The organism is Paenarthrobacter sp. PAE-2 (genome assembly GCF_026013155.1).
Lineage (GTDB): Bacteria > Actinomycetota > Actinomycetes > Actinomycetales > Micrococcaceae > Arthrobacter > Arthrobacter ureafaciens.
Genome location: NZ_JAPDNV010000001.1, coordinates 11821 through 29275, shown reverse-complemented (window position 1 = coordinate 29275; position 17455 = coordinate 11821). Strand labels below are relative to the sequence as shown.

Sequence of the window (17455 nt, the reverse complement as noted above, 5' to 3'; positions counted from 1 at the left end):
GAGGTCCCCATCGCCGCGACCGGGACTAAGACAGTATGCTGTCAAAGCCATTGGAGAGTCCGGTATCGGCTTTCCATGATGGGCCGTGTGGTGAGTGGGATAGTCTTAGGGACTGAAAATTCCGCCGCCGTATGGGGGTACTGCGGAATGAACGGCTGCCGGCGATTGCCGGTGGGCTCGGAAGCTGCTCGGGGCGGCTGCTATAAAAAGGGAATTTTGGGGTCGTGACTTCTTTCTTCGGCAAGCTGGGGCTGAAAAAGCGTCGAAACAGAAAATTGGTGTCCGCAACCGCGGCAACGGCAGCAGGTGCCGTGCTGGTGGCGGCAGCTGTGCTGTACCCGGGATTCAAGACCACCGAGGTGGACTTGAACGACGGCGGCGTTTGGGTAGTGAGCAAGACCAAGAACGCCGTGGGCCGGCTCAATTACCCTTCACGGGTACTGGACGGGGCGGTCACTCCGGCCAGCACCACCTTCGATGTGCTTCAGCACGACAGCAACGTGTTTGTCGACGACGAATCCGGCTCCACCATCAACCAGGTCTCCGCCGCGAACCTGAAACTTGGCGGCGATAAGCAGCTTCCGTCGTCGGCGCAGGTCAGCTACGGCTCCACGGTGCTCTCTGTCACTGATCCTGCCAAGGGCAAGGTCTGGGCGCTTTCTCCCTCCACCGTCAACGGGTTCGATGAAGAAGGGACCGAACCCGTCCTGACCGGTTCCCAAGGCCTCGTGTCCGCGGTTGGCAATGACAACCGTATTTACACCGCGGATCCGGGCAAGGGCGAGATCACCGTCACCACCGTGGACGTCAACGGGGAACGGACCGCCTCGGAAGTCACCAAAGTCGATGAGCTCAAGGGCGCCGGGGACTTGCAACTGGCTGTCGTAGGAGACAAGCCGGTGGCGCTGGATGCCGCGTCCGGCAACCTGTTCCTGCCGGGCGGGCGCAAGCTGCAACTGGCCGATGCCCGCGAGGCCAAGCTCCAGCAGACCAGCGCGGAAAGCGGCTTCGTGGCCATCTCCACCCGCAAGAACCTGCTGAAGCAGCCGCTGGACGGCTCCTCTGCCGATACGGTCAGCGCCGACGGCGAAGGTGTTCCCGCCGCGCCCGTTCAGGTGGGCAAGTGCGTCCACGCCGCGTGGGCCGGAGCCAACAAATACGTGCGTGACTGCGAGAATGACGCAGACGACAAGAAGAACGATGTCCCCAAGGCAAGCGCTTCGCCCAACTACGTGTTCCGCGTCAACAGGGACCTGGTGGTCCTGAACGATATCAATTCGGGCAGCGTGTGGCTGGTCAACCAGAACATGCAATTGGTCAACAACTGGGACGACGTTGTCCCGCCCAAGAACCAGTCCGACGACCAGGACCAGGAGTCCGCGGACAACAACACCATCAACGTCCTTCCGGACCGGACCAAACCCAACCGGGCACCCGAGACCAAGCCCGACGAGTTCGGAGTGCGGCCCGGACGCACCACCATCCTGAGTGTCCTTGACAACGACTCGGACCCCGACGGAGACGTTCTCACAGCCGCAGTGGGCGCCAATGCACCCAAGGCAGGTGCGCTGGAGAACATTTATGGAGGTTCGGCGTTCCAGATCAAGGTCCCGGCCGAAGCGAAGCCCGGAACGGAGACCTTCGACTACAACGCCTCCGACGGGCGTGGACTCTCCGCTGCCGGCAGGGTCACGCTGCGGGTCGTCGGCCCGGAAGAGAACAAACCGCCGTTCTTCAAGCGCGCTGAGCCCACCACCATGCTGGTGGAACAGGGCAAGTCCGTCAGCCAGAACATCCTCACGGACTGGATGGATCCCGACGGCGACGACCTCGTTCTGCTCGACGCCAAAGCCGACAACGAACAGGACCAGGTGAAGGTCCGGCGGGACGGCCTGCTGACTTACCAGGATTCCGGCGCTGCCCCGGGCAAGAAGAACGTCACCATCACCGTCTGGGATGGACGGGACACGACGACGGGCCGCGTGGTGGTCAACGTCCAGCCGCCGGGAGCTTTGGCGCCGGTGGTAAACGCCGACCACGTCACGGCTGTTGTGGGCCAGGACCTGGTGATCTCTCCGCTGAAGAACGACGTCGATCCCAACGGCGGCGCTTTGCGTGTTGCCCACGTGGAAGCGGCCGGCCAAGCGGAGTTGGGTCCCATCACCGACGGCGGGACGTTCACCTTCCGCAGCAACACCCCCGGACCGGTGTACCTGACGTATATCGCCAGCAACGGACCCCAGAGCAGCCAGGGGCTGATCCGGGTGGACGTTGAATCCGGCAAGGACACTGGCGCACCCGTCGCCGTTCACGACGTGGCATTGCTGCCTGTGGGCGGAAGTGTCTTGGTGGATCCCTTGGCCAACGACTCCGACCCGTCCGGGGGAGTGCTCGTTTTGCAGTCGGTCACCGTTCCGGAGGGCTCATCAGCTTCGGTGAGCGTGATCGACCACAGCGTCCTGCGCATCACCGACGTCCTCGGCGCCAAGGAACCGTTCGTCTTCAGTTACACGATGTCCAACGGCCGGGCCTCGGCCACCGGCACGGTGGGCGTCGTCCCGGTGCCTGCACCCGCCGTCGTGGAGGCTCCCCAGCCCAAGCCGGACGAGGTCAACGTACGCGTGAACGACGTCGTGACCGTTCCGGTCCTGGACAACGACACGCACCCCCAAGGCCAGGAGCTGACCGTTGATCCGGTGCTGGCCCAGACCGTTGCCGAGGAAGACGGCAAGGCTTTCATCTCCGAGAACACGCTCCGCTTCATCGCGGGCCCCAATCCCAAGACCGTGCGCGCCATTTATAACGCCGTCGATCCCCAGGGCCAGAAGAGCGCCGCAGCGGTGACTATCCACATCCTTCCGCTCGAAGGCGCGCAAAACTCCCGGCCGCAGCCGCAGAACCTGACGGCCCGCGTGGTTGCCGGTGGAACCGTCCGGATTCCCGTCCCGCTGGACGGCATCGATCCCGACGGCGACTCGGTCCAGCTCACCGGCATCGACAGCACGCCAACCATGGGAACCGCGACGGCGGGAAGCAACTTCATCGATTTCGTCGCCGCAGGTGACGGCGCAGGGACGGACACCTTCCGTTACAAGGTGATCGACCGGCAGGGTGCCGTCAACACCGGAACCGTAACGGTCGGCGTCGCACCCCGGGGCGAAAACAACCAGAAGCCCACCCCGGTGGATGACGAGGTCCAGGTCCGCCCGGGCCGCCAGATCGCCGTCGACGCGACGGCCAACGACACCGACCCTGATGGCGACCAGATCCGCATCCTGACCGACAGCATTGAGGCCGACGCCGCCCTGGACGCCCACGTGAGCAAGACCAGCGGCCGCATCCTCCTGACCGCTCCGGCGGCCGAAGGCACCGTCAACGTCCGCTACGCAGTGGCTGACGATCGCGATGCCGTAGGACAGGCCACCATTCGCGTGGTGGTCAAGAACGACGTCCCGCTGCAGGCGCCGATCGCCCGCGATGACCGCGTCACATCCGCCCAGACCCTCGGCAAGACCGCCGTGGATGTTCCGGTGCTCAAGAATGACGAGGACCCGGACGGAGTGGGCGAGAACCTCAAGATCGCCACCGACTCGCCTACCGCCCGGCCAGGTGCCGAGGGGAACGTCTTTGTGGAACTCACCGAGCAGCCGCAGCTGGTGCCCTACACCGTGGAGGACGTAGACGGACAGAAGTCCACGGCCATCATCTGGGTCCCAGGCGTCGGCCAGCAGGTGCCCACACTCGCCAAGGACGAGGTCGTGGAGCTGGTCTCCGGCCAGTCCGTCACTGTCAACCTCTCCGAGTGGGTTAAGGTCCGTGAGGGCAAGTCACCGCGGCTTACCCAGACCGACCGCATCAAGCTCATCGGTTCCGACGGCAGCGATCCGATCGCCGGCAATGGAACCGCCATCAAGTACACCGCCGGTGCGGAGTATGTTGGCCCGGGTTCCATCAGCTTCGAGGTCACCGACGGTTCAGGCCCGGATGATCCCAATGGCTTGAAGTCCACGCTCAGCATCCGGACCAAGGTGCTGCCGGACCCGAACAAGAACAACCCGCCGGAGTTGCTGGGCAGCGACCTCGAAGTGCCCAAGGGTGACTCCGCGAGCCTGGACCTGGAAAAGCTGACGTCGGACCCGGACGCGGACGATGTCCGGAACATGAAGTATGAGCTGGTGGGTTCCGCGCCCGGCGGCTTCCGGGTACAGCTGGACGGCAAGACGCTGAAGGCATCAGCCAACGATTCAGTCCAGATCGGCCAGGGCGGCACGGTGCAGGTCAAGGCCAAGGACCCTCGCGGGCTCGAAGCCCTGGCGAGCTACAAGCTCACGTTGACGGCGTCCAACCGCCCCAAGCCGGTGGCAAACGACGACGTTGAGCCGGATGCACAGGCCGGCAAGCCTGTCACCGTCAATGTCCTTGCCAATGACTCCAACCCGTTCCCCGATACGGCCTTGAAGATCATCTCTGCCGTGGTGGAAACCGGTGAGGGCGCGGCTGAACCCGGCGGCGACAGTGTGACGGTCACCCCTGGCGGCGGCTTTACGGGCACCATGGTGGTTGCCTACACCGTTTCTGATAAGACCGGGGAGCTGTCCCGCTACTCGACGGCCCGCATCCGCCTGACGGTGAAGGACAAGCCGGCTGCCCCCACCACGCCGTTGGCGCAGAGCGTGGGCGATCAAACGGCATTGCTGACGTGGACCGCGCCGGCGGACCGGGGCTCACCCATCACCAAGTACACCGTGTACGGCGAGGGCGGATTCAAGCAGGACTGCCCGGCCAACACGTGTACCTTGACGGGCCTGACCAACAACGTGAAGTACCACTTTGCCGTGACGGCCACGAACGCCATCAATGAATCCGAGCGTTCACCGGTGTCCGCGGAGGTCCGGCCCGACGTCAAGCCTGACACCCCCTTGGCTCCGACCCTGAAGTTCGGCGACAAGCAGTTGTCTGTCGCGTGGGTTCCGCCGGCCAGCAAGGGCTCTCCGGTGAAGTCCTACGATCTGGAGATCTCGCCTGCACCTGCAGGGCAGAACCCGCAGATCCAGAATCTGACCGGGGCCAGCTACGTATGGAAGGGCCTGACGAACGGCGTGGCCTACAAGGTGCGCGTGCTTGCCAGGAACGATGCCAAGGAACCATCCGAGTGGAGCCCCTATTCGGCGGCGGAGACGCCTGCCGGTGTTCCGGCGACGCCGTCGGCACCGTCGGTGTCCGGCGCCGGATCCGTGGGCAACCAGAGCCAGCTGAAGGTCAGTTGGGCGGCTCCGAACAACAACGGTGACCCAGTGTCTGCCTACAAACTGACCACCTACCGCGGTGGCGCCGTCGTGACGACGCAGACTGTTGCGGCCACCTCACAGAACGTGACCGTCGCCAACTCCGAGGCCGACTACACGTTCACGGTCTCCGCCACCAACAAGGCCGGCGTCAGCGGTGTCAGCCAGCAATCGGCGGCGATCCGTGCAGCCGGCAAGCCAGGAACAGTTGGCAGCGGGTCGGTCAAGGAAACGGGTACCAGCGGCCAGCTGCAGGTGACCTTCACTCCGCTGACCGCGGCCGAACGCAATGGTTCCCAGGACAACGAGATCACCTACCGCTGGCAGACGGCGTCCGGTTCCGGGCCCATCGCGCGCGGTGGCGGTGTGATCGGTGGACAGCCGAACGGTACCAACGTGGTGGTCAATATCATTGCCACCTCCGTGAAGAACAACATGGCCGGCGACGCCAAAGCAGTTGGAACCGGCAACCCCTACGGTCCGCCGAACGCGCCCAACGTCAGCGGTGGCAAATCGGCCAAGGGCGACGGCCAGGTGCACTGGACGTGGAACAACCCGGCCACCAACGGTCGCCCGTTGGATCACTTCGAAGTCTCGCTCGACGGCGGCGGCTGGACCAGCGTCGGCAAGGCAAACCGCTACGACGTCTCCGCCGGAGGTTGGGAGAAGACCCGCAGGCTGAACGTCCGTGCCGTCACGGTCGTGGCAGGACCGCCCAGCGGGAACGTGACCGCCACCAGCGGAGCAGACCCCACACCACCGCCACCACCGCCGACGCCGTCGGAGATCCAGGTGGAAGCAGCCAGCGTCCGGACCTGCCCGGGTAAACCGGGCCTGCCCGACTCCTACACTCCCGGTAGCCCGGCCAAATGCGGTGTCGGTTGGGTAGAGCGCTCGTGGGGCAAGATCACCATCGACTGCACCAAGAACATCTATGGCGGCAGTACTGCCTGGTACCGCCTCAAGGGCAGTCCCAAGGATGGCTGGTACGTGAAGTCCACCACCGTGGACCTCTACGGACCCCGGCCGGGGGGTTGCTGATGACCCGCGTGGCACCACCGCACTCAACTCCACAAGAACACTTCGGACTGAAGAAAAGGACTCCCAAGCAATGACCATGACAAACGAGCAGGCCGCGTGGTTTGCAGAAACGTTCGAGAAGCTCGTTGCCAACGTGGGCCAGGCAGTCCTGGGCAAGGAACACGTCATCCGGTTGACGTTCACCGCAATGCTGGCCGAGGGGCACGTGCTGTTCGAGGACGCGCCGGGTACCGGTAAGACCTCGCTGGCACGTGCCTTGGCGGCGACGGTGCAAGGTTCCCACAACCGCATCCAGTTCACCCCTGACCTCCTGCCCTCGGACGTCACGGGTGTGACGATCTACGACCAGAAGACGCAGAAGTTCGAGTTCCACAAGGGGCCGGTGTTCAGCAACATCGTGCTGGCCGACGAAATCAACCGTGCGTCGCCGAAGACCCAGTCCGCCCTGTTGGAAGTCATGGAGGAGTCCCGGGTGACCGTGGATGGCACCACGTACGACGCCGGCCGGCCGTTCATGGTCCTGGCGACCCAGAACCCGATCGAGCAGGCGGGCACCTACCGTTTGCCGGAAGCGCAGCTGGACCGCTTCCTCATCAAGACCTCCATCGGCTACCCGGACCACGCCTCCACCGTGCGCTTGTTGGGCGGGAGCAACCTGAAGGACCGCTCCAAGGATCTCTCGGCGATCATCACCACACAGGCTGTGGCCGACATGGCCGACCTCGCCGCTACCACCCACGTGGACACTGCAGTGCTTGAGTACATCTCGCGCCTTTGTGAGGAGACCCGCAACGCTTCGGAGACGCGCCTTGGCGTCTCCGTCCGTGGTGCCTTGGCGATGGTTCGCGCCGCCAAGGTGTGGGCAGCAAGCCAGGGACGCAACTTCGTCCTGCCGGATGACGTCAAGGAACTGGCGCCCGTCGTGTGGACGCACCGCCTGGTCATGGACCCGGAGGCTGAGTTCTCCGGCGCCACGCCCGAGGTAGTCCTGACGCGTGTCCTGGCTGACGTAGCCGCGCCGCAGCAACGCGCCAGCGCATAGTTCCTGCAGCTTCACACCCGCATCCCCGGCACGAACAAAGGTCTCCACATGTCCTCCAGCACACCCCTGAAAAGGGCTGCTGATTCGCTCAAGCGTGCAACATCGGCGCTTGGCAGCAAGATCCGCTCAGTCGGCGGTTCCGGCAAGCACCCGGGCGGCCAGCCCGGTGGCCAATCCGGTAACCGGCCTCGCCCGGGAAACGGCAGGGGCAAGCAGAGCAAGCTCCACCCGGCGGCCGTGTGGGCTGAAGCCGCGGGGACAGCAGGGGAGTTGCTTGCCCCGGTGTGGTCCAAGGTCCGGGCCTACTGGTTGCGTTTTGCCTGGCCGGTTCTTTCCGTGGTGAGCGTCCTGGGCTGGGTCGTGCTGGCAGCGGCCGTTGCTTTGTGGATTGCGGGGCAGTCCTGGGGCTGGCAGGAAGCGAAGTCCGCCGCGATGGTGGCCTTCCTGCTGTTCGTGTTCGCCATCGCTTTCATCGTGGGCCGCTCGGCCTACGGTGTGGTGCTGGACCTGGCCCGTACCCGTGTTGCAGTGGGCGATGACGCAGTGGGCAGCATTGCTGTCTCCAACGTCTCCGCACGGCCTTTGCTCCCGGCATCACTGGAGCTTCCGGTGGGAGCGAACACCGCCGTCTTCCACCTTCCCCGGATGAAGCCCGCGCAGGTCCACGAGGATCTCTTCACCATCCCCACTGCCCGGCGTGCCGTGATCGTGGTGGGTCCCGTGCGCTCCGTGCGCGCCGACCCCCTCCACCTCCTGCGCCGAAGGGTGCTGTGGACTGAACCTGTGGACCTGTACGTCCATCCCCGGACGGTGCCGTTGGGTGGCTCTGCCGCAGGTTTCATCCGTGACCTCGAAGGTATGCCCACCACCGAACTTTCCAGCGCGGACGTCTCCTTCCACGCCCTCCGGGATTACGTGCCGGGCGATGACCGCAGGCACATCCACTGGAAGACCACGGCACGCACCAACAAGCTCATGGTCCGCCAGTTCGAGGAAACCCGACGCGCCCACCTCGCCATCTCACTGTCCATCAACACCGACGAATACGATTCCGAGCATGAGTTCGAGATGGCCATCTCCGTGGCTGGGTCCATTGGCCGCCAGGCCATCCGCGAGCAGCGCGAACTGGACGTTCTGACGCAGAAGGGGCCGCTTCGATGCGAGACCGGCCGCAACCTGCTCGATGACATGACGAGGATCGTCGGGGCACCCATGCGGAAAACCGCCGTCGACCTTGCCCGTACGTTGTCGGACACCGTCCCGAACGCCTCCGTGGTGTTCTTCGTCGTGGGCAGCCAAGTGACCGCGACGGAGCTGCGTTCCGCTGCAGCCTCCATCATGCCGGGTGTCCGGAGCCTTGCCGTGCGCGTCCAGCCGGGCGCGGCGCCGTCGAGGGCGAACATCGCGGACCTCACGGTCCTGACCGTCGGTGACCTGGATGACCTTGCGATTGTCCTTCGAAAGGCGGCAGCATGAGCACCGCGCAGAATCTTCGCACCCGCGACCGCAGCCGGAGCGCCAAAACTGTACCGTCCTTCTTCGCCGACGGCCGGCCGGCATGGCATTTCGCCATCGACTGCGGCGCTTTGGTTGTCCTGTTGTTCCTGGGCGTCCTTGGTTTCAGCTTGAGCTTCGGGGGAGACCCGCGCTACCTCATTGCCGGGCTGGGCGGCATCCTGCTGGGCCTGGGCATCGCCGTGCTGAATGCGCACCTTCGCCTGGGGCTGCTGATTACCACGGCGCTGGCGTTCGGCGCCTACATGCTTTTTGGATCGGCCCTGGCGGTCCCTGACACCGCAGTGCTGGGGTTCCTGCCAAGCCTCGATTCACTCAGGACCCTGCTTCTGGGAATTGTCTTCGCCTGGAAGGACATGCTCACCGTCGGTGTCCCGGTGGGTACCGCGAACGGCATGCTGATTGTGCCGTTCCTCAGTTCGTTGATCACCGCGCTGGCCGCAGGCCTGTTGGCTTGGCGCCTCAAGAGCCCGTACTGGCCGCTCTTGCCGGTCCTGGCGCTCTTTGTGACGGGCATTGCCTTCAGCACCAGCGCCGGTTTCCTCAACGTCGAACGCGGCGTTTCCCTCACCATCATCGCGATTGTGTGGGCAACCTTCCGGCGCGACGCCCTGCGCCAGTCCAGCACCAAGACAGTGTCGGCCAACCGGACGGACCACGACGCCGGTGCGGCCCGCCGCGGCAAGCTCCGCCGCCTGGGGACCGGGGCAGCGGTCATTGCCGCCGCCGTCGCCATTACCGCCGTCGCATCGCCGCTGGTGACCGCCAGCGATGACCGGAAGGTGCTGCGCAACACGATCGTGCCGCCGTTCGATCCACGCGACTACGTCACGCCGCTGGCCAGTTTCCGGAACTTCGTGAAGGACCAGAAGGACAGCACGCTCTTCTCGGTGAAGGGCCTGCCCAAGGACGGCAGGGTCAGGTTGGCGGCCCTGGATTCGTTCAACGGGCTGAACTACACCATGGATCCGAACAGCTCCGGCAACTTCAGCAAGGTAGGGGACGCCCGGTCCTTGAACACGCTGGCAGATACGGGCAGCCCCGTCGCCAGCACCAATTACTCGCTGGACATCACTATTGAGGACTACCAGGGGTACTTCGTTCCCGGCGGGCGCCACACCACCGGCCTGAGCTTCGCGGAGGCTGCGGGCGCGGCATCGGGCCTGTACTTCAATGCCGGGACGGACACCGCGGTGACCACGCAGGGCTTGGGCAAGGGTGACTCGTATACGGTGCAGGTCTCGGACCCCGGGAAACTGGAGCACGGTCAGCTCACCCAGTACGACTTCGCCAAGATCACCTTGCCGGACGCCCAGGAAGTTCCGCCGATCGTGGCTTCGCAAGCGAACGAACTGTCGGCTGATGCTCCCACGGCGATCGACCGGGTCCGCCAGATCGAGGCGCACTTCCAGAAGAGTGGTGCGTTCAGTAACGGCCTGGTAGCCGAGGGCCAGCTGCCCAGCCTGCCCGGCCACAGTGCCGCACGTGTCCGCAACCTGCTCTCCGCCAAGCAAATGCTGGGCGACGACGAGCAATATTCGGTTGCCATGTCCCTCATGCTGCGCCACCTGGGCATCCCCTCCCGCGTGGTCATGGGGTTCTACCCGGATCCCAAGAGCCCGGAAAACGGTGCCGGCGACATCAAAATCACGGGCAAGGATGTGCACGCCTGGGTGGAGGTTGCCTTTGACCGGGTGGGTTGGGTGGCGTTCGATCCCACGCCGCCCAAGGACAACGTGCCCATCCCGCCGGACCCGGAGAGCAAATCCAAGCCCAAGCCGCAGGTCCTGCAGCCGCCGCCCCCGCCGCAGGAGCCCGCGGACCTGCCGCCGGACTCCACCCCGGACGCCCTGGATGCCGACGAAAAGAAGAACAACCCCTGGCTCTTCTGGGGTCCGCTGCTGGCCGCCATCGGTGTTGCCCTGATTCCGCTGGGGATAATGGCCATTCCGCTGTTGCTGATCCTTCTGTTGAAGGCACGACGCCGGAAGGCCCGTTTCCGTGACGGCCACCCCGCCCAACGGGTCGGCGGAGGATGGAACGAGGTGCTGAGCCTCGCCACTGACATGGGTGCGTCAATCGACAACAAGTCGACGCGGCGCGAATCGGCCTCGGTGATTGCGGATGCCTTCCCCGTGGCTGGCAGCACCACCACCGTGCTGGCCCACCGCGCCGACGCTGCCGTCTTCGGAGCCGGTCAGCCGAGCGAGGATGAAGTCAAGGAGTATTGGAAGATCGTGGACTCGTCGCTGGAGGACATCACGGGAAGCGTTGGCTTCTGGAAACGGCAGCAGGCCCGGTTCTCGCCGCGGTCCCTGCTGGCGGATGGACGCGCCGCCCTGAGGCGACGGGAACAGCGGGAGACCGTTCCCGGCAGCGGGCCGCGGACAAGCGTGAGCGTACTTGCCAAGCTGAAATCCCTCTTCAGGAAGGGCGGCTCGGGTGAACAGTGATGTTGAACTGTGCCCGGCCTGCCGCCATGGAGTGCGGCCCGGCGCTGCTTTCTGCACCTTCTGCGGTTCTCCGTTGAGCAACCGGGGAGCACGTCGGGAACGCAACGTGAACCATGCGCACCTGGCTGCCCAGGACCAGGCGAACCATCAAGGCGGGCCCGGTCCCGGTAGTATCTCGGTAGTGTCCGCTCAGGAAGCTGCGGGGCGGACAGCCGCGGCGATGCCTGCAACCATGGCAGGCACAGGGGTGAATCCAGGGGGAGGGACCACGGTGTCGACGAAGCTTGAACTTGTGCCGGCTTCAGCGGGCAAGCGCTTGGGCGCCGCCGTGCTCGACTGGCTTCTTCCCCTTGCCGTCCTGGTCACTACCTTTGCCATCGGCATTGCCGGGATCACGCAAACCCGCCGAAACGGTTTCATTGTGTATGACACCGGCCTGCTCGTGCTGCTCGGCAGCATCGGACTGGCCGTCACCGTGGCCTACATGTTCGTGTTGCTCGGCATCGAGGCCAAGTCCGGCAACACCATCGGCAACCAGCTCATGGGCATCCGGAGCTCTGACGCCGACGGTTACGCTCCTGGCGCTGGAGCCGTCTTCGTCCGGGGCATCGTCACCGGCGGCGGCCTGTTGCTGGGGGCAATCGTCGGTGCTGTGCTCCTCGCCATCGGGCAGCTTGGCCTGGTTCTTTTCATCGCGCTCCCGCTGATGGGGCTGGGCGCTATCTGGGCCATCCTCGTGGTGGTCTCCAGCGCCTTGGACAAGAACGGCAAGCTGAAGGGATGGCAGGACAAGGCAGCCAAGACCCTGGTCTTCGATGTCCATGCGGGTCGCAACCCCGTAGCCACCGGTGGCATCCAAGGACCGTACAGCTTCGCGCCGGTGGACTTGCCTCCGGTGCAGCCCGTTATCTCGCCGGTTCCGAGCCCGTCGCCGGTCAGCCCCATGTCAGCGCCGGCACCGTCCAGCCCATCGCCTGCTTCGGCACCGGCTCCCGTCCCCGCACCGGCGGCGACAATACCGGCGTCGGGCTCCTCGCCTGCTGTGCCCGCACAGGGCACGTTGCCATCGCACGATCCCAACCAGTGGCGTCCGCCCACTGCACCGCGTCCGGTCCCGCAGGCATCCGTGCCCGCCGTTGCCCATCCCGATGACGACCTCGACCGCACCCGGATGCGGCCGGGTGCGGCACGGGCCGAGGCAGTCCTGCGGATCCGCATTGACGACGGCCAGGATGTCCAGCTCGGCGGCACGGTTCTCCTTGGCCGCAATCCCGCACCACAGCCCGGCGAAGCTACCCAGCAGCTGTTGCCGGTATCCGACCCGGGGCGCTCCATCTCCAAGACGCACCTGCACCTGCGGGTGGATGGTGACGGCGTCTGGGTCACCGACCGCAACTCCACCAACGGCAGCGCGGTCACCACCCCCGACGGCCTCCAGACCCGTTTGCAGCCAGGTGTTGCAGTTTTCGTCCGCCCCGGTTCCACCGTCCACTTCGGTGACCGTTCCTTCCACCTAGGACAAGCATGAATTCACAGCCGGCAACCCCCGATGCCGACGCCAACGCAGCCGCTTCCAGCTTCCAATTGAGCTACGGCTACGGTACGGACCGCGGTTTGCGCCGCGAGTTGAATGAGGATTCGTTCATTGCCTCGGATCCTGTCTTTGCCGTGGCCGACGGCATGGGGGGCCACGAGGCGGGAGAGATAGCCAGCGGCATGTGCGTTCGCACCCTGGGCAGCGCCCCGGAACTGGCAACGGGCACACGGACGGCGTCGGCCGGTGAGCTGCAGGGCTGCCTGTTGAAGGCGGACGCGGCCATCCGCAATGCCACCGGTGGACGCGCAGGGACCACGTTGTCCGGCGTCGTGGTGGTCGAGCAGATGGGCGTGCCGTACTGGCTGGTCATGAACATCGGCGATTCCCGGACGTACCTGCTGAGCCAGGGCCAGTTCTCGCAGGTCAGCGTGGACCATTCGGAAGTGCAGGAACTGGTGGATTCGGGGGACATCACGGCCGAACAGGCCGCCATCCATCCGCGCCGCCACGTGGTCACCCGGGCCCTGGGCACCGGCGATGAGACCGAGGCCGACTTCTGGCTCCTCCCCATCCAGGAGGGCGACCGCATCATGGTCTGCTCCGATGGACTTAACGGGGAACTCGGGGACGACCACCTGTTCCGCATCCTCAGCACCGTTGCCCACCCGCAGGACGCGGTGGACGCCCTGATCCAGGCGGCCCTCCGCAGCGGCGGGCGGGACAACGTGAGCGTCATTGTGGTGGACGCCAAAAACGTCCTGAACGACGCCGGCATTGCCACCACTGCGCCGCGCCCGGAAGTGGGCAACGACGTCGAAGAGGACACGCTGCCACGGGCTTGGGTCAACGGCGCGGATACGGAGGACGGTGCTGATGGCAAGTAATGGCGTGCCTGCCGTCGCCCGCTACCGTCACGGCGACTGGTTTGGAGTGCTGCGCCGGGGAACTGTCGTCCTCCTCGGTCCGGAAACTCCGGAATCGCTGGTGGAGTCCGTGTGGGAGCTCCTGGCCTCCGCGCCCGAGGCCCATGAGGTACTCCATGAGGTCACGGAGGCGTTCGGCGTATCCCTGACCAGGATTCCGCCCTTCGGCATCATCGATTCCAAAGACCAGCTCAGGGTCTTCCTTCGCGGCGACCTCGACCTTGAAGTCCACTCAGTCTCCGGCGGCGAGCAGTTGTCCGGCAGGGACGTGTCCACCTGGACGGAGCGGCGGCTGCAGTCGCCGGACTCCTTCAGCCTGCGGATCGGTTCCAGCGGTAGTGCGGCAGCCTCCAACGGCGCTGCAGGACCTACCGGCGGAACCACGACGGCGGCTGGTACCGGCCCGCTGGGCCTGCCGGTGGTTGAGGGAGTAGTGCGTCTTGCCGCGCTGGAGGTAGTCCTGGCCGGCGTTACGGCGGGTGCCCCGGCCCACGGAACTGAAACACCCGCAGCCGACGCTGGGCCCGTGGTGGCACCGGGCAGCGGACGGGTCTCGGATGAGACTGTGCTTGGCTACACCGACGTGGACCTTGGCTTGACGATCGCTCCGCACACGGACGGTCTGCCTGTTGTTACCGGTCCGGAGGCTACCGCCGCGTCTGCGCCGGAAACCGCATCCGGTACGGACGCCGCGGGAGCCGCTCCTGGACCCGAATCCACCGATGACGGGTCCAACGAAGAGAGGTCCGGCGAGGACAGGTCCGGCGAGGACGGGCTCGGCGAAGACAGGCCCGCGGAAGACGTCGTTCCAGGGGAGGACCCTTCAGACGAATTCCAGCGGGATGAGTCCGTGGATCCTCCTGCGGCAGCCGAAGCTTCCGAGGACTCCGGTGGCGTTCCGGTCCACACCAGCACCACGGATCCCATGGTTCCCACGCTGGAAACCACCACCAACTATGACCATCTGTGGGATAAGACCGTGATGCGGAACATCGAGGACGCAGCGGTCAGGATCGTGGGAGACGAGGACGGCCACGACGTTCCTGCAGCCCAGGTGCCCTCGCCGCCGATCCCGGAAGGAGTGCCGTTGCCGGCGCCGAAACGGGCCGACGCGGAAAGCGACGGAGCCGCCGAAGGAGGGACCGGCGTCGTACCTGGTCCGGCCGGAGCCGTACCGGGTACCGGTGACGGGTCCGCAGGCCAGGCCCCTCTTGGTGTACCGGCACTGATTGATTCCGTGCCGTGGCTCCGCAGCAGTGCCTCCTCCGAGGCTCCTGAACCGGCGGCGCCCGCCCGCCAGTTCACTTCCAGTCCACCCGCGGCGCCGGCTCCCGAGGGAAATGATCCGGACCATGATGGCCAGACCATCATGAAGAGCAGTGTTGCAGCGGACGTTCCTGAGGGTACGGCCGCAGGCGGCTCCTCAACCGGCACCGCAACCGGCCAGGACGGCGCGGGCAACCACGCCACGGGACCCAGCGTTTTAGCACGTGTGTGCGGGCAGGGACATGCAAACCCGCCCACCTATCCGCAGTGCGCTTCCTGTGGCCTCGCGCTGTCCGGAGACGCGGTCCAGGTGCCACGCCCCAGGCTTGGCCGGATGCGTATCTCCACGGGCGAGTTGATCGACCTTGATAAGTCGTTGATCATCGGCAGGCAGCCGTCGGTCTCCAGGGTCCAGGGCGGCACCATGCCGCGCCTTGTCCAGGTGGAAAGCCCCGGGGGAGACATCTCCCGATCGCACGTCGAGGTCCGCCTGGAAGGATGGCACGTCATGCTGTGCGACTTGAAGGCGACCAACGGCACCGTTCTTATCCGGGAGGGCCAGGCACCGCGCCGGCTCGCCCAAAACGAGATGGCCATCCTGCTCGACGGCGATATTGCCGAGTTGGGTGACGACATTTCATTGCGTTTCGAGGAGATTCTTTGAGTTCCAAGAGGCCCCCTGCACCGCCTCCCCACATCCCGGGTTTCAAGTACGTCAGCCTGTTGGGATCGGGCGGCTTCTCTGACGTCTTCCTTTACGAGCAGGACAGGCCGCGCCGCAAGGTAGCGGTCAAGGTGCTGTTGTCCGACCTGAAGACCGAGGGTGCGCGCCGCCGCTTCGAGTCCGAAGCAAACCTGATGGCGCAGCTTTCCTCCCACCCGTACATCGTGACCATCTTCGAAGCGGAGACCACAGAAGACGGCCACTCCTACCTGGCGATGGAATACTGCTCACGGCCCAGCCTCGATGTGCGGTACCGGCGCCAGCGGTTCAGCGTTGACGAAGTCCTTGCCGTCGGGATCCAGGTGGCTTCCGCCGTCGAGACCGCGCACCGCGCCGGCATTGTCCACCGGGACATCAAGCCGGCAAACATCCTGGTCACCGACTACAACCGGCCTGCCCTGACTGACTTCGGCATCTCCGGGACCATCGGCGGGGACAACGACGACGACGCCGGAATGTCCATCCCCTGGTCACCCCCCGAGCAGTTCCGCGGCGGGTCCGTGGACGGCGTGCCGGTGGACATCTGGGCCTTGGGCGCAACCCTGTACACGCTGCTGGCCGGACGTTCCCCGTTCGTGTTGCCCGGGCAGGACAACTCGCAGCGGGAACTGATTTCCCGCATCACCAACTCCCCGTTGCCCCGCCTGGGCCGCGCGGATGTTCCCGAATCGCTCGAGCTGGTCCTTGCCACTGCCATGGCCAAGTCCCCCGAGTCGCGGTATTCGTCGGCGCATGCCTTCGCCTTGGCATTGCAGCGCATCCAGGCGGAACTGAACCTGTCGGTGACACCGTTCGAAGTCCTGGCGGACCCGGGGCACGGGGATGAACAGCACCCGGACGACAACGTGGAAGAGACCCGCGTCCGGAGCATCGCTTCGATCGATCCCGATGCGTCCGGAACCGCAACCACCGGTTCGGCCCCCACGTTTCCTGCGCGGACGTTCCCGTCCACCATGCCGGGTACGTCCACCATGCCGGGTACGTCCACCAGTGCCGGCACGTCCACCAGCCCTACGCGGCCAAAGCAGCAGTTCCCGGCACCGCAAACCAATCTTCCGCAGTTCCAATCACCGGGTGTCCACGCGCCCAACGCCGCCCCGGAACCGGAAACGGCCGAGTCGACGGTCTTGCGCGGCTGGCAGCCGCCCGCGCACGATGAACTCGCCGCCACGGTCAACCGTTCCAGTCCCGCAGCCGAAGAAGCCGGGGCCCCGGAAGCCGACCACAGCAAACGCAACCTGTGGCTCGGCGTGAGCGGTGCAGCTGTGTTGGCTGTCGCCGTCGTCGTCGGTGTGGTGCTGGGCGGTTCCGCGCAGCCCAAAGTGGCTCCCAGCGAGACTGCGAGCAAACCGCCCGCAGACGCCATCAGCGACGGCAATGTGCCCGACGTGACGGGCATCCGCGCCGAGGTCCAGCAGGGCGGCGGCCCCGGGCTGGTGGTCTTCAGGTGGGATCCGGTCGCGCTCAATTCCGGAGACACCTACAAGTGGCGGACCAAGTCGGCCAAGGCGGACGGACCGTACGAATCGACGTTGGCCTCCAACGTTGTACTCCCCGGTACCACGCAGTTGCCGGTGTGCATCCAGGTGATCGTTGTGCGGGCCGATGGCTCGGCGTCGCCGGGAGGTCCTGAATCCGTCGGCTGCCTTGAAAAGTAGCCCGTTCCCGA

The 17455-nt window shown here is 65.6% G+C and carries 8 protein-coding genes; all 8 read left to right on the top strand.

Translation table 11 applies throughout. The features are described from left to right. The first annotated feature begins 224 nt into the window (after positions 1-224). The 8 genes from OCL88_RS00080 (at position 225) to OCL88_RS00045 (ending at position 17444) form a co-directional block, all read left to right on the top strand. Complete coding sequence (locus OCL88_RS00080; RefSeq protein WP_264961170.1) at positions 225-6326, top strand: Ig-like domain-containing protein; 6102 nt, start codon at positions 225-227, stop codon at positions 6324-6326. Positions 6327-6396: 70 nt separating this feature from the next. Beyond that, complete coding sequence (locus tag OCL88_RS00075) at positions 6397-7368, top strand: AAA family ATPase (protein ID WP_062095829.1); 972 nt, start codon at positions 6397-6399, stop codon at positions 7366-7368. Positions 7369-7416: 48 nt separating this feature from the next. Continuing rightward, complete coding sequence (locus tag OCL88_RS00070; RefSeq protein WP_264961169.1) at positions 7417-8844, top strand: DUF58 domain-containing protein; 1428 nt, start codon at positions 7417-7419, stop codon at positions 8842-8844. Continuing rightward, a complete protein-coding gene (locus OCL88_RS00065) occupies positions 8841-11336 on the top strand; it encodes a transglutaminase domain-containing protein (protein ID WP_264961168.1) in 2496 nt (831 codons plus the stop codon). Before OCL88_RS00070 ends, OCL88_RS00065 begins: the two co-directional genes overlap by 4 nt. Then, positions 11326-12864, top strand: a complete 1539-nt coding sequence (locus tag OCL88_RS00060) for an RDD family protein (protein WP_264961167.1) — start codon at positions 11326-11328, stop codon at positions 12862-12864. Before OCL88_RS00065 ends, OCL88_RS00060 begins: the two co-directional genes overlap by 11 nt. Further along, positions 12861-13757 (top strand): PP2C family protein-serine/threonine phosphatase, encoded by an 897-nt coding sequence (locus tag OCL88_RS00055; RefSeq protein WP_166187093.1) that lies wholly within the window; start codon positions 12861-12863, stop codon positions 13755-13757. Before OCL88_RS00060 ends, OCL88_RS00055 begins: the two co-directional genes overlap by 4 nt. Then, a complete protein-coding gene (locus OCL88_RS00050; protein WP_264961166.1) occupies positions 13747-15726 on the top strand; it encodes a hypothetical protein in 1980 nt (659 codons plus the stop codon). Before OCL88_RS00055 ends, OCL88_RS00050 begins: the two co-directional genes overlap by 11 nt. Continuing rightward, positions 15723-17444: a serine/threonine-protein kinase gene (locus OCL88_RS00045; RefSeq protein WP_264961165.1), complete on the top strand. Its 1722-nt coding sequence runs from the start codon at positions 15723-15725 to the stop codon at positions 17442-17444. Before OCL88_RS00050 ends, OCL88_RS00045 begins: the two co-directional genes overlap by 4 nt. Positions 17445-17455 lie beyond the last annotated feature (11 nt).